Source organism: Bacillus sp. 1735sda2 (assembly GCF_024159245.1).
Classification (GTDB): Bacteria; Bacillota; Bacilli; order Bacillales; family Bacillaceae; genus Bacillus; species Bacillus pumilus_O.
Map to the genome: position 1 here is coordinate 724,942 of NZ_JAMYWZ010000001.1, position 17,436 is coordinate 742,377.

General features: G+C 41.5%; 19 protein-coding genes. 12 read left to right on the forward strand and 7 right to left on the reverse strand.

Annotation, left to right across the window (positions count from 1 at the left end):
• Positions 1-15: 15 nt before the first annotated feature.
• On the forward strand, positions 16-1,341 hold the full coding sequence (locus NKR21_RS03670) for a 6-phospho-alpha-glucosidase (protein WP_144456700.1): 1,326 nt from the start codon (positions 16-18) through the stop codon (positions 1,339-1,341).
• Between the two features lie 112 nt (positions 1,342-1,453).
• Here NKR21_RS03670 and NKR21_RS03675 read toward each other — a convergent pair whose 3' ends face one another.
• Positions 1,454-1,825 carry a hypothetical protein gene (locus NKR21_RS03675; protein ID WP_144456698.1) on the reverse strand — a complete coding sequence of 124 codons (372 nt, stop codon included), beginning with the start codon at positions 1,823-1,825 and terminating at the stop codon, positions 1,454-1,456.
• A 183-nt stretch (positions 1,826-2,008) separates the two neighbouring features.
• On the opposite strand from NKR21_RS03675, the gene NKR21_RS03680 reads away from it, so the two are divergent.
• Together NKR21_RS03680 and NKR21_RS03685 are read left to right on the forward strand one after the other, a co-directional pair.
• The gene (locus tag NKR21_RS03680) at positions 2,009-2,446 is read left to right on the forward strand and encodes an Rrf2 family transcriptional regulator (protein ID WP_119124532.1); all 438 of its coding nucleotides are present in this window, start codon (positions 2,009-2,011) and stop codon (positions 2,444-2,446) included.
• A gap of 64 nt (positions 2,447-2,510) precedes the next feature.
• A complete protein-coding gene (locus NKR21_RS03685) occupies positions 2,511-3,425 on the forward strand; it encodes an NAD(P)/FAD-dependent oxidoreductase (protein ID WP_144456696.1) in 915 nt (304 codons plus the stop codon).
• Positions 3,426-3,434: 9 nt separating this feature from the next.
• On the opposite strand, the gene NKR21_RS03690 is transcribed toward NKR21_RS03685, so the two are convergent.
• Positions 3,435-3,635, reverse strand: a complete 201-nt coding sequence (locus NKR21_RS03690; RefSeq protein WP_144456694.1) for a hypothetical protein — start codon at positions 3,633-3,635, stop codon at positions 3,435-3,437.
• 113 nt (positions 3,636-3,748) lie between these two features.
• Between NKR21_RS03690 and NKR21_RS03695 the strand changes: the two genes are divergently transcribed.
• Entirely contained in the window at positions 3,749-4,396 is a 648-nt protein-coding gene (locus NKR21_RS03695) for a DUF3885 domain-containing protein (protein ID WP_144456692.1), read from the forward strand.
• A gap of 33 nt (positions 4,397-4,429) precedes the next feature.
• On the opposite strand, the gene NKR21_RS03700 is transcribed toward NKR21_RS03695, so the two are convergent.
• A complete protein-coding gene (locus tag NKR21_RS03700; protein WP_144456690.1) occupies positions 4,430-5,758 on the reverse strand; it encodes a 6-phospho-beta-glucosidase in 1,329 nt (442 codons plus the stop codon).
• A 199-nt stretch (positions 5,759-5,957) separates the two neighbouring features.
• Between NKR21_RS03700 and NKR21_RS03705 the strand changes: the two genes are divergently transcribed.
• Positions 5,958-6,689 carry a MurR/RpiR family transcriptional regulator gene (locus NKR21_RS03705; protein WP_012009207.1) on the forward strand — a complete coding sequence of 244 codons (732 nt, stop codon included), beginning with the start codon at positions 5,958-5,960 and terminating at the stop codon, positions 6,687-6,689.
• Positions 6,690-6,706: 17 nt separating this feature from the next.
• On the opposite strand, the gene NKR21_RS03710 is transcribed toward NKR21_RS03705, so the two are convergent.
• Positions 6,707-7,906 carry an MFS transporter gene (locus NKR21_RS03710; protein WP_144456688.1) on the reverse strand — a complete coding sequence of 400 codons (1,200 nt, stop codon included), beginning with the start codon at positions 7,904-7,906 and terminating at the stop codon, positions 6,707-6,709.
• 145 nt (positions 7,907-8,051) lie between these two features.
• On the opposite strand from NKR21_RS03710, the gene NKR21_RS03715 reads away from it, so the two are divergent.
• Positions 8,052-8,531: an aminoacyl-tRNA deacylase gene (locus tag NKR21_RS03715; protein WP_144456686.1), complete on the forward strand. Its 480-nt coding sequence runs from the start codon at positions 8,052-8,054 to the stop codon at positions 8,529-8,531.
• A gap of 34 nt (positions 8,532-8,565) precedes the next feature.
• Here the strand turns inward: NKR21_RS03715 and NKR21_RS03720 are convergent, their stop codons facing one another.
• Complete coding sequence (locus NKR21_RS03720) at positions 8,566-9,474, reverse strand: LysR family transcriptional regulator (protein ID WP_119124537.1); 909 nt, start codon at positions 9,472-9,474, stop codon at positions 8,566-8,568.
• Positions 9,475-9,577: 103 nt separating this feature from the next.
• On the opposite strand from NKR21_RS03720, the gene NKR21_RS03725 reads away from it, so the two are divergent.
• Positions 9,578-10,777: an MFS transporter gene (locus NKR21_RS03725; protein WP_144456684.1), complete on the forward strand. Its 1,200-nt coding sequence runs from the start codon at positions 9,578-9,580 to the stop codon at positions 10,775-10,777.
• A gap of 63 nt (positions 10,778-10,840) precedes the next feature.
• Here NKR21_RS03725 and NKR21_RS03730 read toward each other — a convergent pair whose 3' ends face one another.
• Both NKR21_RS03730 and NKR21_RS03735 read right to left on the reverse strand, forming a co-directional pair.
• Positions 10,841-11,920, reverse strand: a complete 1,080-nt coding sequence (locus NKR21_RS03730; RefSeq protein ID WP_144456682.1) for a DUF3900 domain-containing protein — start codon at positions 11,918-11,920, stop codon at positions 10,841-10,843.
• Positions 11,921-12,118: 198 nt separating this feature from the next.
• Positions 12,119-12,268 carry a DUF1540 domain-containing protein gene (locus tag NKR21_RS03735; RefSeq protein ID WP_003213883.1) on the reverse strand — a complete coding sequence of 50 codons (150 nt, stop codon included), beginning with the start codon at positions 12,266-12,268 and terminating at the stop codon, positions 12,119-12,121.
• Positions 12,269-12,623: 355 nt separating this feature from the next.
• Between NKR21_RS03735 and rfbF the strand changes: the two genes are divergently transcribed.
• Genes rfbF through NKR21_RS03760 form a run of 5 tightly spaced genes read left to right on the forward strand, consistent with a single transcriptional unit; the run spans position 12,624 to position 17,405 of the window.
• Positions 12,624-13,388: a glucose-1-phosphate cytidylyltransferase gene (rfbF, locus tag NKR21_RS03740; protein WP_012009212.1), complete on the forward strand. Its 765-nt coding sequence runs from the start codon at positions 12,624-12,626 to the stop codon at positions 13,386-13,388.
• Between the two features lie 4 nt (positions 13,389-13,392).
• Positions 13,393-14,364 carry a GDP-mannose 4,6-dehydratase gene (locus NKR21_RS03745; RefSeq protein ID WP_041816148.1) on the forward strand — a complete coding sequence of 324 codons (972 nt, stop codon included), beginning with the start codon at positions 13,393-13,395 and terminating at the stop codon, positions 14,362-14,364.
• 12 nt (positions 14,365-14,376) lie between these two features.
• Positions 14,377-15,288, forward strand: coding sequence for a putative nucleotide-diphospho-sugar transferase (locus NKR21_RS03750; RefSeq protein WP_144456680.1), 912 nt, complete (start codon positions 14,377-14,379; stop codon positions 15,286-15,288).
• Positions 15,285-16,475 carry a glycosyltransferase family 2 protein gene (locus NKR21_RS03755; protein WP_012009215.1) on the forward strand — a complete coding sequence of 397 codons (1,191 nt, stop codon included), beginning with the start codon at positions 15,285-15,287 and terminating at the stop codon, positions 16,473-16,475. Before NKR21_RS03750 ends, NKR21_RS03755 begins: the two co-directional genes overlap by 4 nt.
• Positions 16,476-17,405, forward strand: a complete 930-nt coding sequence (locus NKR21_RS03760) for a putative nucleotide-diphospho-sugar transferase (RefSeq protein ID WP_144456678.1) — start codon at positions 16,476-16,478, stop codon at positions 17,403-17,405.
• The last annotated feature ends 31 nt before the right edge of the window (positions 17,406-17,436 follow it).

Consider the following 17,436-nt stretch of genomic DNA (forward strand, 5'->3'; position numbering starts at 1 on the left):
AAGGAGCTGGATATCATGAAAAGATTTAATATTACCATCGCTGGAGGCGGAAGTACATTTACACCGGGAATCATTTTGATGCTGTTAGACTATTTAGATGAGTTCCCAATTCATACAATTAAACTCTATGATAATGATGAAAATAGACAAAAGACGATTGCAGATGCATGTGAGATTATGTTAAAAGAACGAGCACCAGAAGTGCAATTACTTGCAAGCACGGATCCAGAAGAAGCGTTTACTCAAGTCGATTTTGTAATGGCACATATTCGTGTCGGAAAATATGCAATGCGTGAATTAGATGAGAAAATTCCATTGAAGCATGGAGTCGTCGGACAGGAAACATGCGGTCCAGGCGGGATAGCTTACGGAATGCGTTCTATTCCAGGTGTATTAGAACTTGTCGATTATATGGAAAAATACTCTCCTGAAGCTTGGATGTTAAACTATTCGAACCCTGCAGCGATAGTAGCTGAGGCAACACGTAAGCTAAGACCGAATTCTAAGATTTTAAACATATGTGATATGCCAATCGGCATCGAAGAATTAATTGCACAGAATTTAGGCTTATCTTCACGGAAAGAACTAGAAGTAGATTACTATGGTTTGAATCACTTTGGCTGGTGGACAGATATTCGAGATAAAAAAGGAAATAGCTTAATGCCTGAGGTCATTCAGCATGTAAGCCAGCATGGTTATGCAACAGATGGAACATCTGAACTAGAACAGCAGAAGAGCTGGAACAGCACATTAAAAAAAGCCAAAGATATTCAAGCACTTGATCCAAAAACCGTACCGAATACGTATTTGAAATACTATCTATTTCCAGATGAAGAAGTGGCACATTCAAATATTGCGTTCACGCGTGCCAATGAAGTGATGGAGGGGCGGGAAGCCTTTGTCTTTAGTGAATGTCAGGCCATCATTGATAGAGGAACTGCAAAGGAAACAAAGCTAGCCATTGATGAGCACGCTTCTTATATCGTTGATTTGGCAAGAGCCATTGCTTTTAATAAAAAGGAACGGATGCTGATGATTGTGGAGAACAATGGCGCCATCATGAACTTTGATCCAACAGCCATGGTCGAAATTCCTTGTATCGTTGGCAGCAACGGTCCAGAAAAATTAGTAGTTGGAGAAATTCCTAGATTTCAAAAAAGCCTCATGGAGCAGCAAGTTGGCGTAGAAAAATTAGTAGTAGAAGCATTTGAAGAAGGGTCCTATCAAAAACTATGGCAGGCCATTACCTTATCAAAAACGGTGCCGAGTGCTAAGGTAGCAAAAGATATTTTAGACGATTTAATTGTAGCAAATCAAGCCTTTTGGCCAGAGTTAACATAACACGAGAATAAGCAATATGGGCGTAACAATGCTCATATTGCTTATTTTTTTCAATCGATGGATTGTGAAGGAGACGAAAAGACCCCCTTTTCAAAAGGGGGTCACCATGTCCTTACTCCGCACTCTCCTCAACCTCACGGCTATCCTCTGTTTCACCAATATAAATAGGGCCGTTTGCATGGTCGAGTCGGATTGGCCATTCGTATGGAATTTGAAGTCGTTTAGCAATACCTCTCCAGAATTTTGTGGAATCATTTTCAAATTCTTGGAAGTCTTTTAATAAGTCTTTGTAAGACGAGCCATCAAATTGAATGAACATGTCTTGAAGGCGTATGAACGCAACATGTCTCACTTCTAATGCTGCCGCAGCCTCCATTTCTTCTTCTGTTGCTTCTCCAATGATTGTGCCTGCGGGTGGAATCATGTCGTATACGTTAAATTCCTCTTCTTCTTCGTGTGCTGCATTGTGCTGTTGATCTGACATTTCTCTTCACTCCTTTTAGTCTTCATCAAGCTTTTATTCGTGCTTACTTTTATTATCGGAAGGAAATGCGAAATGTGGAATGAAAAAAGAAGCAGATTCACAATACTTGCTTTTTCTTCTTGAATCTTTTATGATCAATTACAGATATAAAAGATCTATAATAGATAGAAAGGAAATCTTCTAATGAAATATTCTAAAGCGACCAACTATGCACTTCATACGATGGTCTTTTTAACACTTGCTCCAAAGGGGAAAGCAATAGGCGTTGAGCCTCTCGCTAAGATGCAAGACCTTTCAGCCACCTATTTATCCAAAATTTTAACAAAGCTTGTGAAGGCAGGATTGATTGAATCAACACCTGGCGCAAAAGGTGGTTACACCATTCTGAAAAAGAAAGAGGATATTTCATTTTTAGACGTCATTCAAGCGGTAGAAGGTCAAACCAATTTATTTCGTTGTTCCTTAGAACATGATTCTTTCATGCCTCATGATGGTTGTTTGATTGAACAAGCCATGCAGGATGTTGAAACGAAAATGCAGGAAACACTTAGTCAAAAGCGGTTAGTTGATATCGCTAGCCAAATTGAGCAAACAGAAAAAAATCCATTTTTCAAGATGTGATTTTTTTGAATTAATTATAGATATTAAGAGTCTTTAAAGTCTTGAATAAAAAGGAGAGATTGATATGTTATTAGATTGTGCCATCATTGGAGGCGGACCAGCTGGATTAAGTGCAGCACTTGTTGTGGGGCGGGGCAGAAAACAGGTCATTGTATTCGATGACGAGTTACCGAGAAATCGAGTGACTCAGGAATCACATGGATTTATTACAAACGATGGAATGACACGGTTTGAGATCAGACAAGCGGGAGAAGCAGATCTTCAAAACTACTCTCATATCCAAATCAAACGAAGTAAAATTGTTGAGGTACAAAACAATGAGGACAACTTTGCATTAGTGACACAAGAGGGAGAAAGGTTTGAAACGAAGAAAATCATATTGGCAACAGGACTAAAGGATATATTGCCAGAGATGAAGGGGATTCATGAAGTGTATGGAAAGACGTTGTTTAGCTGTCCTTTCTGTGATGGCTGGGAGCTAAAGGACAGGCCACTTGCGCTCATTGCTGAGAATCCACGTGCCTTGCATATGGCTAAACTTCTTTCCAATTGGACAAAGGATTTGATCGTGTTTACGAATGGGAAGCAAGTGTTTGCTGAAGAGGAGAAGGCATTGCTATCAGCACATTCTATCCAAGTCATTGATGAACCGATTATGTCCATTCATCATGAGAATGGACAAATGCACTCTCTTCACCTTGCGGATGGGGAAACAGTGAATAGAGAAGGCGGATTTGTCGCAAGTGAATTCAAGCAGTCAGCTCCATTTGCTGAAATATTAGGCTGTCAAATGACGAAAAATGGCGGCATTGAAACAGATATTCTTGGACGTACAACCGTCAGCGGTGTCTTTGCATGCGGTGATAATTTAGGCGGACCTGCTCAACTTGTTCTTGCCGCAGCTGCTGGTAGCCAAGCAGGAATGGGCGTCATTCATGAACTCGTACAAGAGGAGTTTCAAGAAAAAACATCTCTATAAAAGAGATGTTTAGCGATGAACGGTTTTCCGTTTTACTAAAATGTGAGCTGTCCATTCAAAAAGTGCGTAGATGACAAAGAAGATCAAAATCCAGCTGCTGACATCTACCCAGACATTGGAAAGATGAATGACATTTACCTGATCAAGTCCAGCCTGTAGCCACATAGTGATCAATGCGGTGAGGAACACCTGTAAAAACCATTTTTTCAATTGGTTACACCTCCATCTTTTTCTATCATATAAGAAATAACAGTTTATTTCCAATTGTATTTCCATCAGTTTCAACGGTAAAATAAGAAATAAAACCAATGGAAGGACATGACATGAGCGATCAAACCACTAGTTTTTTAAAAAGTCATTTTCCTGATCTTGTCCTCACGCCGCCTCTTTTTTATGAATGGCCTTTTGGGCTTCGCTTTGAAGTGGCAGACTGGTCATTGGGAGAAAAATCGGTTGTATTAGAAAAAGCAGGGGATCGAGCTTTGAAAATTGTCAGATATGCTTTTGATCCAGAAGACGATATTCTATTTGTCACGGATGTCTATACGCAGCATGAACATGAATTAATGAAGCAAAAGCTCCTAGTCTATCAAAAATATGTTCGCCGGCAAGTACGCAAACGATTGCGTCACCAGCTTTTGACCTATGTCAGATCAGAACTAGATGAGCCCCTGACCTTGGAGAGATTTACGTTGATATGCCAGCTGCAAGATATACGATTACGACCACTGCTGCATGCCATATGCCAAGAGGATTTCTATGCACCGAATCAAATCTTGAACGGGAAGCTTGGTTATGAAATTTATCTCATCAATCTCTCAAAACAGATGATTTTCCACTTATATGATGATCGAGGCTGTGATCTTATTGCGGCAGATACTGAGCGTCTTCGGCCCGTCTATGAAGGCTTACAGCACTGGCTATTAGACTATGACCGCCCTCAGATGGATCAGTTGTTTACAGAGAAATAAGAGAACCGCACTTTTGACAAGTGCGGTTCTGTTTTATGCTTCTACTTTATTGAAGAATTGTGGTAAATATTCTTTGTGTGCTTCTAGCATCTCATCTAGGATGCTTTTTGCAATCGCATCTGATGGGACGAGCGGGTTGATCGTCATTGCGACAAGTGCTGTGTTGTAATCGCCTGTCACGGCTGCTTCAGCGGCAACACGTTCAAAGGATTTAATTTGAGAAATCAGTCCTTTGACTGCGACTGGCATTTCACCAACAGCGATTGGTTTAGGGCCGTCTTTTGTGATGACGCAGTTCAGTTCTACAGCAGAATCGTTCGGAATGTCACTGATGGCACCATTGTTAATGGTGTTCACAGGCTGAATGTCATGCTTGTCGTTATAAATCGATGCAATCAAGTTACAAGCGGCATCACTGTAGTAGGCACCGCCTCGTTTTTCAAGCTGTGGCGGCTTGATATCAAGATCAGGGTCTTTGTACAGTTCGAACAAGTCATTTTCAAGTGCACGAACGACTTCTGCACGAGTTCCTTCATTCTCTGCTGCTTTCTTTTCCTCAGCCAACATATCATTTGTTTTGTAGTAGTAGCGGTGATATGGACATGGAATCACGCCAAGTCCTTTTAAGAAATCAGCATCCCACGGAATGGCTTGAATATTGTTCATTGACATCGTAGAGTTTGGATCTGCCATGTCTTCGATGACTTGATCCATGATGCTTTTACCATCTAAGAATACGTTGAGTCCGAAGACCATATGGTTTAATCCAGCAAAGCTGACTTCGACTCTGCTTGCGTCGACATCAAGTCCTTTGGCAATGCCCATGCGAATGCCGATTGGCACGTTGCATAAGCCAACAACTTTGCGATGGTTTGAATAGCGAAGAACAGCTTCTGTGACCATACCAGCTGGGTTGGTGAAATTCACAAGCCATGCATCTGGGCATAGTTCTTCAATGTCTTTCACAATATCCAAAATGACTGGAATGGTACGAAGTCCTTTGAATAGACCTCCTGGACCATTCGTTTCCTGACCAATGACATCATATTTTAAAGGAATGCGTTCATCCTTCATACGTGCTTCAAGAAGTCCGACACGGAATTGTGTTGTGACGAAGTCAGCGCCCGCAAGCGCTTTTCGGCGATCTAATGTTAAATGAACATCGATTGGAAGTCCTGCTTTTTTGACCATTCGTTTTGCAAGATCTCCGACGATTTCAAGCTTTTCTTTTCCTGCTTCAATATCGACAAGCCAAAGCTCGCTAATCGGAAATTCATCGTACCGTTTAATAAATCCTTCTACAAGCTCTGGTGTATAGCTTGATCCTCCGCCAATTGTGACAACCTTTAATCCTTTTGCCATGTGCTGCACCTCCGAATAATGTAACGCGCAATGTTATAATAGAGAAAAGCCAATTCTTTTGTTTGTACATCTATAGCTTATCGTGAGAGCGTCTCATGCGTAAATGACTTCAGCGTCTTTAGGCAAGGGTGCCTTATTTAGAGATTTGTTACATAAAAGAAACACATTGTGACATGCTGTTGGAGAAAGGGGAAGTCAGATGTTTTCAAGTGAGGTTATTTCCAGCTTTAATGAACTAGAAAGCGCTTTATACCGATACATCATGGAAAACAGTGAAAAGGTCGTGTATATGAGAATTCGGGACTTAGCAGATGCAGCCCATATCTCCACCTCGTCTGTCCTTCGCTTTTGCCGAAAAGTGAATTGTGAAGGTTTTTCAGAGTTTAAAGTGAAACTCAAAATGTATTTAGAATCAGAGCGGACACCTACTTTAAAAAGCACCCAGCACTTTTTATATGAATTTATTGAACGTACCCTAAAAGGGGACTTTGAAGGAAAGATTAAAGAGGCAGCAAGGCTCATTGCCGATGCAAAAAATGTGCTCTTTATCGGCACTGGCAGCTCTGGTATTTTGGCACAGTATGGGGCGAGATACTTTTCAAGTCTTGAGAAATTTTCATTTTACATCAATGATCCGTTTTTCCCGATGAATATGCAGTATTTAGACAATAGTGTCACCATTGTGCTGTCTGTATCCGGGGAGAACAGTATTACGATTGATCATATTTCGAAGTTAAAAAGAGAAGGAAGCAAAATCATTAGTATTACCAACAATCAGCACTGCACGATTTCACGCATTTCAGATTTAAACATTGCTTATTACGTGACAGACGAACGGGTTCATAGAGCCAATATTACGACACAGACGCCAGTTGTGTATATTTTAGAAGCGATGGCGCGTGATATGTTCACAATGTTAAAGGAAAAGTAAAAGAGCCGCTGCACGAATCAGCTGCTCTTTTTTTTCTGCTTCATAAAAGAGAGGATGGCAATGCCGGAACAGACCAGTACAAACAGACCGCCTAGCAAATACACAAATCTCGTCCCGAATGCATCTGCAATCAATCCAACAAAGAAAATAGATAAACTGACAGATATAGAAGAGAGGACATATTGAGCCGAATACACTTTTGATAAATCATGGACTGGCGTTTCCGTTTGAAGAATGGTTTGCTGTGAAACATCACGGATTTGATATGCTGGCCCCATCAAAATACAAAGCAGCAACGCAAGCCATGGCAGGTTGTTCAGCGAAAACAGAATGGTTAGCACTGCATAAATAAAAGAGCCTGCTGCCATAAAAAGGAGAAGCTGTTTTTGAATAAAACGGCTCAGCCATGCAGCCAAGAGCCCGCCTATAATGGCACCTATATAATAAGCTGCATTGATAAATCCCCACCATTCCTCACCTTGCTTTAAAACAAGTGTGACAAAGGCAAGTGTAACCGGTCCGACCCATAATGCACCTGCAATATTTTCACAAACATCCATGAAGGTCAGAGTGCGCACCGTTTTGTTTGTCCAAATAATCTTCCAGCCATCCTTGAACCTGTTCATCGTATCTGCCTTTTGGACCGTGTCTTCTTGCTTGAGTAGAGAAAGAACAGGGAGGATAAATAGATAAGACAACACAATCATGAAACAAGAGGCCCACATTAAATAAAATGGACCAATCAATAGGACAAGCATTCCAGTAAACGAATAGCCAGCAATTTGAACAGATTGATAAAAAACAGAGGCTGTACTGTTCGCTTTCACAAGCTGATTTGCTGGCACAAGTATCGGCATGATGGCCTGTAATAAAGGACTAATGAATCCGCCTGTGATGGAAATTAAAATGAACGCACTAAACAGCCAGACCAGATGCTGCTGAAAGAAATGAAATTGGGTTGTGAACACAACGAGCATCGCAATCCGAAAAAGAGGGACCCATTTCAATAGACGATCGGCTTGAAAGTGAGCGGTCAAAACAGGAGAAATAAGCCCAGCCAATAACTGACATAGTGTTCTTATTAGTGGAAATACTGCCGCATAGGCAACAGATTGTGTATCTTGATAAATAACTAACGTGATGATCATCAAAAATAGAATATCACTCAGCATGAGAAGGCTTTTACTGCCTGTATAGCACCAAAACTTATTTCCCATATCCAACCGGCTCCTTTCCAAAAACAAGTTCAGTATAACATGGTGATGAAGGGCCTAGAGGTTTTCCATAGAAAAATACATCTTAAGGATGAGAGGATTGTGATAAGCTAAATAAAAGACATTGTAAGGAAAGGGGTTCAAATCAATGAAAGTACTGCCAGCACATGAATACTTGAATCAGCACAGCATCCCTTATGAGATGAAAACATTTTCTTCCGAAACAGAGAAGGGAGCCGCAAATGTAGCAGCAGCCCTTGGTTTTCGTGAGAGACAAATGATCAAGACATTGATTTTTGAAACAGGGGAAGGAGAGCAGCTGCTTGTGATGGTTGGTGCTGACCAGCATATTAAATCAGGGAAACTAAAGAAAGCGGCTGGATCCCGTAATATTAAAATGGCTTCACCAGAGAAGGTTCTAGAAGTGACGGGCTACCGAATTGGCTCAATACCGCCGTTTTGCTGGCAGCCTGAAGGCTTCCGCACCATCATCGAAGCTTCGCTATTAGAGGAAGACATATTAGGTGTTGGAGCAGGTGAATGGGGAAATGAAATATTGATCACACCAGAACAATTAGTGAAAGCCTCAAAGGCTGTACCATATGACATCGTGCAGCCAACTGAATAGAAAAAAGTGCCTGTTTCTCATGCAGGCACTTTTTTTAATTTGCAGCCGGCTCCTTAAATGGACCGATCTCTTTCGTTTTTAGGAAGGCATCCACGGTTCTATTTTCTTCAAGATCATTCGCCCGTTTGCAGATCACAACAGGTCTGATGATTTCTATGCCTTCGATATATACACGCCCAATCTCTTTCCGCTTAAGACTACCTTGAACCGCATCACGGGGAACAAGCGTGATCCCATAGCCAGCTTTGATCATTTGAATCGCTTCATGAACACCGCTGAATTGTAAATCAACAGTCGGTTTCTTAATTCCTTTCGAGGTGAACAGGGAAAAGAGTTTATCTCTAGTGGAACTACCTTCTTCGCGCATCAAAAAAGGCTCCAGGCTCAGGCGCTCTAGCGGAACGGTTTTTCCGTTCAACGGATGGTCTGCTGGCACAATAAAATCATAGCTTAAATTCGTCAAATGAGAGGTAACAATCTCCTCATGATGCAAATCTTCAATTACGGCGATGGCGACATCTGATTCATATTGAAGCAGGCTCTCAATCACTTGAGCGGAGTTTCCACTTTTTAATTCAATTTCTGTCTGTGGAGATGACGATTTAAATGCAGCCAGCCAATCAGGCAACAAAAAGTTGAGTGGTACGTAGGTAGAAGCGATGCGGAGGCGCCCCTTCTTCCCATTTTGCAATAGCGTGATCTGATATTCTACTTCCTTTTCAGCCTCAAATACTTGCCGGGCATAAGGGTACAGCATCTTTCCCATTTCTGTGAGCTTAATTCCTCGGCCGTTTCGTTTAAAAAGGCGAAATCCGATCTCGCGTTCAATGCTTCTAAGCTGGGCGGTCACAGCTGGCTGTGTTAAAGAGAGAACATCTGCAGTTTGTGTGACGCTTTTTGTCTCTGCGACCTTTGCAAAAATCCGAAGGGCATGTAAATTCAATTTCGCACCACCTATCAATTTTTTTGATAAATCAATCAAAAACATTCATTAGATTTATTATAAAGCATCCCTTATCGTAAAGGTAGCGAAGGGGGAAGAAAAAATGGATCGTCGTCAAAAGCAAGTTGTGTCAATATCGCTCATCACAGCATTTGCACTTATTGGGGATTCAATGCTCTATATTGTTCTTCCAGTCTATTGGAAAGAGATTGGTTTATCATCCATTTGGGAGGTCGGGTTACTGCTGTCCATCAATCGATTCATTCGTATCCCGCTAGCACCTGTCGTATGGTGGCTCTATCGCTATATCCCAATGAAAACGGGTGTATTGATCGCGATTTTGATCGCATCAGTGACCACGATATTATATGGGGTGAGCGGCTTTTGGCTGCTATTGATCTGCCGCTGCGCATGGGGTCTTGCTTGGACATTACTCCGTATGAGCGGGATGAGGGTTTTGGCTGAAATGGACGAAAGCTCACAAGGACATTTGACGGGGCTTTATAATGGGCTTTACCGGCTTGGCAGTTTATTTGGCATGTTATGTGGCGGAATCTTTGCTAGCTTGATCGGTTTTCAGTCCATGACGCTAGTCTTTGGCTTACTCACATTGATGGGATGCATTTTTTATGTATCGCTGGATGAAATTGAAAAGAGAGAAGACATTCAGGTGTATCATGGCATCAAACAAAAATGGTTTACACGAGATGTGGTAAAAGTACTGATAACAGGCATGCTGATCGCACTGATCATCCAAGGTTTATTCGCATCCACGCTAAGTCATGTCATTGAAGCAAAGATCGATCAGGATGAATTGACCCTGTTTGGCTTTGTCATCGGAGCTTCGGCTTTAAGCGGTGTGATTCAAGCACTCAGGTGGGGATGGGAACCATTTCTCGCACCGAGAACGGGCAGATGGTTTGATCGGCTTGTGATGAAGGAACGAATGCTATGCTGGATGTTTCTTTCATTTGGAGGGCTCAGTGTTCTTGGGGTCATGCTGAAGGTAAGTGGCTGGTTCCTATTGATGCTGCTTTTGATTCAGCTGCTGGCAACGATTGTCACAACGTTCACCGATACGCTTGCCTTTCAAAAAGCCTCTGCTCAAACAGATAAGAACCGCTTTCTCGCCAGCTATTCTTTTGTTCAAGATATGGGGGCTGCTTTAGGACCTTTGTGTGGGTATACATTGATCCAGTTTTTCGGAACAAACAGCGTCTTTTGGTTGATGCTCGTCATAAGCCTCATGCTTGTCAGCATGTGGGGAAGAGGCGGTCAACAAGTTTCGTCTAGTGCAGCGTAAAAAAATAAAGCGTTGTATAAAAAACTGCCTCATGCAGCTGATCGCAAGAGGCAGTCTATTCTTTTATTCTAAGTCTGAATCGTAGGCTTTTTGCGTCAGCTGGCTGACAACCTCTTTTAATCCATTTGGTTTATGGAATTCAACAGGTGTGCTTCCTTTTTCAAAGACGATTTGGTCTGCTTCGACGAGCACGACATATCGATTGTTGACCTTCGCAATATGGATCGAGTGGCCGAAGTCGGCTAAAAGTCCTTTGATTTCTGTTTCACCTAGACGCATTTTCATTGTGATATCAGGGGTTTGTTCCACAATGTGAGAAGCTGCTAGTGTGACCTGTTCTGTATCGAGTGTTTCTCTAATTTCTCGCTTTTCACTTGCTTCCCATATTTCAAGATCCTCTTCGAACTGCTTTAATTCTTCACTTTCATCCTGTAATGTTTCAAATACTTGTTCCTGCACCATATTCATGACCTGTGATTTCATGATTTCGGGCATAGATTCCCCGTATTCGACGAATTTCAGAAAGTCCTCAAAATAACGAGCATGTGAGGATTGGTGAATTTTCACTTCAGCTTCCTCCGTCATGCCCTCTTCTGGCATAAATGGATATTGAATTGATTTCATGTTTTTTGTTGTAATCGCCATTTCTACTTTTTTGATCAAGGTAGATGTATCAGCGATAGAAGCGACTTTCTGTTCAAAATCACATTTCATAATAAAAACAAAGGAGTCATCGAAGTACTTTTTAGGAACGGCGGACGCAACTAAAAAAACGCCGCCTCTGACAGCACTTGTATCTAAATACGTGCGAACAAACTGTTCACTGCATTCATTAAATACTTCTTTTGTATCGGCAAATCTCGTCTGATGAAATAAATTGTAGTTTGGATTTGAATCGAGATCATGACCAGGCTCGACAATGAACCGGCCAATTTTGGTTGGTACTTGTTCTGATTTAGGGTGTCTGTCCACTTTTCGTTTGACGATTTTTTTTAGCTCACCATCTAAAAAGTCCTTCAGTTCACTTTGTTCAAATTCCTCTTGATCTAATGTTTGATAATGCTTGAACCGTTTATTTGCTTGTTCATCTTTGCCTTCGATTTCTACGACAAAGAATGATAGAAAACGTATCGTAAAATCCATTGATTGGTCACCACTTTTTCTTCTTCGGATATGTTGAGTATAGAAAAAGGAGTGAAAATCGTCAACGAATGGAGAAATATCGTGTCATTATTTCCCGAGAAATGTTTCGTGAAAAACACTTGATAATAATTATCATTCTTGATAGAATGATAAAAGAAAAGAAGGAACCTGCCAGTTCCTTCATCTCAGAAAAATTACTTATTTTGTTTCAAATGTTTCGCAATCAGTTTCAGCATTGCGAGTCACATCAGTCATTGTGTTTTTACCAATTTTAATGGTAGAAGCCGTACAGCTGTTATCAGCCCAAAAACGGCAAGAGTTCACTTCACAAAGTACGTTTTGTGCCATGGGAATTCACCTCCGTGATTCATATTGTGAATGAAGCAAGCTGCCACTTGAATTCATTCCATCTAGTAGTCTCTTAATAAAAAGAGGCTGTTTGTGCTGTTGATGCACATGTTTATCATACCATCTACCCTGATAATATACAATTTAAACTTTGAAAGAGCGAGAATACAAATCTCGCTCTTTTTTTATTTGTAAAAATAGTTAAATGCTAGGTGGCACGCTCTCTCATTTCGACATATGAATAGAGTAGATTCAAAACCTGATGTCGGACAAAGTATGAGGGTACATGTACTGATTATCCGCATAAAGATGAGGTTTTCAATCAAAAATTTTCATAGAGAGATGAGGGGAGAAGATGAAAGCAGTCATTCTCTGCGGAGGAAAGGGAACGAGAATGAGTGAGGTCACACAAGCGCTTCCTAAACCACTTGCTATGATCGGAGATCGGCCTATTCTATGGCATATTATGAAAATCTATCAGTATTACGGAGTAGATGAGTTTATCTTATTGCTTGGATATAAAGGAGAGAAGATTAAAGAGTATTTCCTGAACTACGACTGGCGGCATCACAGCATGAAGCTGGATATGGCAACAGGGGAAATGAAACTTTTAGGAAAGTCAGAGAACTGGAAAATCACCTTTTTAGATACGGGCGAGAATACGATGACAGGCGGACGGTTAAAGCAGGCACAGGATTACATTGGGGATGAGACATTCATGATGACGTATGGTGATGGACTTGCCAATATCAATATGTTTCATCTGCTGAAGCGTCATCAAGATCTTGGGGCAGCTGCGACTGTTACAGGAATTGAAAAGAAGTCACAGTACGGGACGTTGAAGGTATATAACGGGATGGCACAATCCTTCTCTGAGAAGACAGACAGTATCGGGATGATCAATGGAGGATTTTTTGTGTTGTCTCCAAAGGTATTTGACTATTTGACAGACGATGATCAATGCGTGTTTGAAGAAGAACCTCTTCAAAACCTGGCGAATGATGGAGAGCTTGCGGTTTATGAGCATCACGGATTTTGGACAGCGATCGATACGTATAAGAACTTGAAAGAAATCAATGGCATGTGGACAAATGGAAAACAACCATGGAAGGTTTGGTGACGGCATGAGCGGATTTTGGAATGGGAAAAACGTATTTGTGACTGGATGTACAGGGTTATTGGGAAGCTATCTCGTCAAGGAATTGATTGATCAAGGGGCAAACGTAACTGGACTTGTGCGTGATCAGGTGCCTCGATCGAATTTATATCAAGGCAGTCAATTTGAAAAGATGAATGTGGTGCAAGGGGCATTGGAGGATATGCAAACGATTGAACGTGCGTTAGGAGAATACGAAATTGATACTGTCTTCCATTTGGCGGCGCAGGCCATTGTAGGGGTTGCAAATAGACACCCTGTTTCCACATTTGAAGCCAATATTTTAGGGACATGGAATGTGCTAGAGGCTTGCAGAAGACAGCCACTAATCAAACGAGTCATCGTGGCATCAAGTGATAAAGCATACGGCGATCAGGAGCAGCTTCCATACGATGAAGACATGCCGCTAAATGGGAAACATCCGTATGATGTATCAAAGAGCTGTGCAGATTTAATTTCTCACACGTATTACAACACATATGGTCTCCCGGTTTGTATTACGCGCTGCGGCAATTTATACGGGGGCGGGGATTTAAATTTCAACAGAATCATTCCGCAAACCATCCAGCTTGTTCTGGAAGGAGAAGCGCCTGAAATTAGAAGTGATGGGACATTTATTCGTGATTATTTCTACATTGAAGATGCGGTTAAGGCTTATTTGCTGCTAGCTGAGAAGATGGAGGAGAAAGGGCTCGCTGGAGAAGCATTTAACTTTAGTAATGAAATTCAGCTGACGGTTCTTGAGCTCGTGGATAAGATTTTAAAGGCAATGGGCAGTGAACTGAAGCCTCGTATTCTAAATCAAGGAACGCATGAGATCAAGCACCAATATTTGTCGGCAGAAAAGGCGAGAAAGCTGCTTGATTGGAAGCCTGACTACTCCATTGATGAAGGGTTAGAGAAGACGATTGAATGGTACCGCGAATTCTTTCAAAAATAGAGGTGTAAGTAGATGAACAGCATATATTGTACGGTTCTATCAAGTGGAAGACTATATCAAGCCATTGCGTTTTTCTTATCATTGAAGCAAGTAGAAAATGGTGCTGTCATCAAGACGTTATGTATGGATGATGCTGCATTTAATCTGCTTCATCAAATGAATTTTCCTCATGTCGATCTTGTTCATGTACGTGAGCTCGAAACGCCGGAGCTGCTGGAGAAAAAAGAGGAACGGGATGCCTCGGAATATTGCTGGACGTTAAAGCCGATGTGGATTGAGTGGTTATTTGAACAGGAGCAGGCAGAGAGCGTAACCTATCTTGATGCGGATTTGTTCTTTTATGAGAGCCCGCAAGTGATTTTTCAGCATCAGCCGGATGCCTCTGTATTACTTTCGAGAGGGGATATTGTGATTCCGAGCTTCGATCCTGAGGAAGTGAAGATGCTTCAGAAGCTTTTAGGCCGCTATAATTCAGGCTTCCTGCATTTTAAAGGAGATGAAGCTGGCCGGAAATGCCTTAGCTGGTGGAAAGAAGAATGCTTGAAGGAATGCAAAAATGCGCCGGGTGAAGGCAAGTTTGGCGATCAAGGTTATCTCGATAATATGCCGAAGCTGTTTGAAAAAGTGGAGGATATTCAAACAAAAGGCGTGAATATTGGTCATTGGAACTATGGGCAGCATTCCTATCGTGAAGAAAATGGACGGATTTTGCTGGAGGATGGGCATCCGCTCATTTGCTATCATTTCAGTGGCTTTCGCATCGTGAGTAAGGATGAGATGCAGCAAATTCATGAGAAGGGGAGAGAGGATCTGCCGTTTTTCCAAGAAGCCTATCGAAACGTGCTACGTCATGTGATTGAATCTGTTGAGCAGGTCGATCCGATGTTTAACGGCTATGCCAAAGTTGAGGAGGATGACGCATGAATGAGAAGCCAAAGGTAAGCGTCATTATTCCGAGCTATAATGCCAAGGAGCGTTTAGAAGGGAGTCTTTTTTCCTTAACTCTTCAGGATACGGATATTCCGTTTGAAGTCATTGTCGCCGATAATGGGTCAATGGACGGCACGATGGAAATGCTTGAGAACATTGAGGTGAATTTCCCGTTTAAAAAGGTGCGTATTCCTGTCAATCAAGGGATTGCCAAGGGTCGTAATCATGCCATTCGCGAGGCAGAAGGAGACCTGTTGATATTCCATGACAGTGATATGCTGGCAGAGCCGCAATTTATTCAAAAGCATGCGGAGGCACATGCTCATCAAGAGGACCTTGTCATTTGTGGTGTATGCTGGAAGCGGATTTATCGATATTTTTACGAAGCATTTGATAAGGATCATATCAAGCGATTGAAAAAGCAAGGTTTGTATAAACGGAAAATGAAAGATAAAACGCCTCTTTTATCCATGCAAGAAGTGGAGAATGGTGCATTTCTAGAGAAAAGCTTTGATTTGCAGTCTGAGTTTATTGATATTCTCAAAGACATTTTGCGCACGTACAACTATGATTTAGGCTCTTATGAGTTGCCGTGGCGATTTTTTATTACGAATAATTCCTCTGTCAAACGGAAGCATGTCATCGCGCTCGGGATGTTTGATGAAAAGATCGTTCGGTACGGGTTTGAGGATTATGATTTAGGCATTCGTCTGCATCAGCTTGGTCTCTCCTTTGAATTGCGAGAGGATATCCTGAGCGTGCATCAGGAACATCCGAGTAATTTAACATCTTTTGATGACATCAAATATAACATTTTGTATATGTGCGAGAAGTACAACAATATTGATGCCATTGATGTCCATCTGGCTTTCTCTGGTCCGTTTTCTCACACCGTCACAAATGACATTGTAAAAGAGATTAGGCAGCTGCGTGAAAATCCGGTATTCGATGGTCTGCTCTCTTATTTTTTAGAGTTGCTTCATTTGATCACAGAGCGGAATGTAGGCATCAAACGGGATAAAAAAGATCAGCTGACAGCGAAACATGTCCCTTTGAAAAAGCTGTCAGAGATAGCGCAACTTGCACGGCAAGAATATGGCTGCACAGTGCTTGTTGAAGCCATTCAAGGGCTGACGAAAGAGCTATTACGCGTTGATTTGTTTCAAGTGGATGTGTTGTAGATGGCGTCTTATCATTTTACAACCATTGTGTCGAATACCCATGTTTTTAAGCTTTTGGCGCTCATTCATTCGCTTGAACAAACCTCACGTTCATTTAAACTATCGGTATTATGTGCAGACCCGTTGGCTTACCAGGTGTTAAGTGAATTTCCTCATCCGCACGTGCAATATGAACAGCTTGAAAATATTGAAGATGACAAGCTGCGAAAGGCAAAGGATAATCGGACGTTTCATGAGTATTGCTGGACGTTAAAGCCTGCTTTTCTGCTCAAAATCCTTGAATCTTCGGAAGCGGATTATCTCGCCCATTTGGATACGGATTTGTATTTTTATCATGATCCAGAGGCGATTTTTGCTGAGAATCCACTTGCTCACTTATTTTTGACAGATCATATGAATTCCGAGCGGTTCTATCACTTTTATGAATTGTCTGGCCGCTTTAATACTGGATTTGTCGGCTGCCGTAACACAGACGTTGCCAAACGTGCGGTCACACAATGGAAGGAAAACTGTCTTGCACACTGTACAGTCGAAATGGATACAAAAAATAAGACGTATGGAGATCAGCGGTATGTTGAAAGATGGATCGATGATTTTGAAGGCGTTCATGTCGTAACATCTAAAGGAGCCAATGCTGCGATCTGGAATATTGAAAACTACAAGCTTTCCGTTGTGAAAGGGGATATGTATCTCGACGAATGTCCACTCTTGTTCTATCATTTTTCTGCCTTTACAATCATTGATGAGAATACGTTTAATCTGAATTGGTATTACTATATGACAGAACAAAATCTAGTGGATCATCTCTATATTCCGTATGCTGATTTAATTCATCAAAAGATTAAACAGGTACAAAAAGTCTTTCCAGAATTTCAGCAAGGATTTATTACAAAGAAACATGTTCCTGATACGCATTTTTATGAGATATGAAAAAACCGCTCAATCACTGAGCGGTTTTTTC

Coding starts and splice junctions, on each gene's coding strand:
- NKR21_RS03675 (WP_144456698.1), bottom strand. CDS start 1,825: ATGTCAGATCAACAGCACAATGCAGCACACGAAGAAGAAGAGGAATTT.
- NKR21_RS03745 (WP_041816148.1), top strand. CDS start 13,393: ATGAGCGGATTTTGGAATGGGAAAAACGTATTTGTGACTGGATGTACA.
- NKR21_RS03710 (WP_144456688.1), bottom strand. CDS start 7,906: ATGGGAAATAAGTTTTGGTGCTATACAGGCAGTAAAAGCCTTCTCATG.
- NKR21_RS03695 (WP_144456692.1), top strand. CDS start 3,749: ATGAGCGATCAAACCACTAGTTTTTTAAAAAGTCATTTTCCTGATCTT.
- rfbF (WP_012009212.1), top strand. CDS start 12,624: ATGAAAGCAGTCATTCTCTGCGGAGGAAAGGGAACGAGAATGAGTGAG.
- NKR21_RS03700 (WP_144456690.1), bottom strand. CDS start 5,758: ATGGCAAAAGGATTAAAGGTTGTCACAATTGGCGGAGGATCAAGCTAT.
- NKR21_RS03735 (WP_003213883.1), bottom strand. CDS start 12,268: ATGGCACAAAACGTACTTTGTGAAGTGAACTCTTGCCGTTTTTGGGCT.
- NKR21_RS03755 (WP_012009215.1), top strand. CDS start 15,285: ATGAATGAGAAGCCAAAGGTAAGCGTCATTATTCCGAGCTATAATGCC.
- NKR21_RS03760 (WP_144456678.1), top strand. CDS start 16,476: ATGGCGTCTTATCATTTTACAACCATTGTGTCGAATACCCATGTTTTT.
- NKR21_RS03685 (WP_144456696.1), top strand. CDS start 2,511: ATGTTATTAGATTGTGCCATCATTGGAGGCGGACCAGCTGGATTAAGT.
- NKR21_RS03705 (WP_012009207.1), top strand. CDS start 5,958: ATGTTTTCAAGTGAGGTTATTTCCAGCTTTAATGAACTAGAAAGCGCT.
- NKR21_RS03680 (WP_119124532.1), top strand. CDS start 2,009: ATGAAATATTCTAAAGCGACCAACTATGCACTTCATACGATGGTCTTT.
- NKR21_RS03750 (WP_144456680.1), top strand. CDS start 14,377: ATGAACAGCATATATTGTACGGTTCTATCAAGTGGAAGACTATATCAA.
- NKR21_RS03730 (WP_144456682.1), bottom strand. CDS start 11,920: ATGGATTTTACGATACGTTTTCTATCATTCTTTGTCGTAGAAATCGAA.
- NKR21_RS03715 (WP_144456686.1), top strand. CDS start 8,052: ATGAAAGTACTGCCAGCACATGAATACTTGAATCAGCACAGCATCCCT.
- NKR21_RS03725 (WP_144456684.1), top strand. CDS start 9,578: ATGGATCGTCGTCAAAAGCAAGTTGTGTCAATATCGCTCATCACAGCA.
- NKR21_RS03670 (WP_144456700.1), top strand. CDS start 16: ATGAAAAGATTTAATATTACCATCGCTGGAGGCGGAAGTACATTTACA.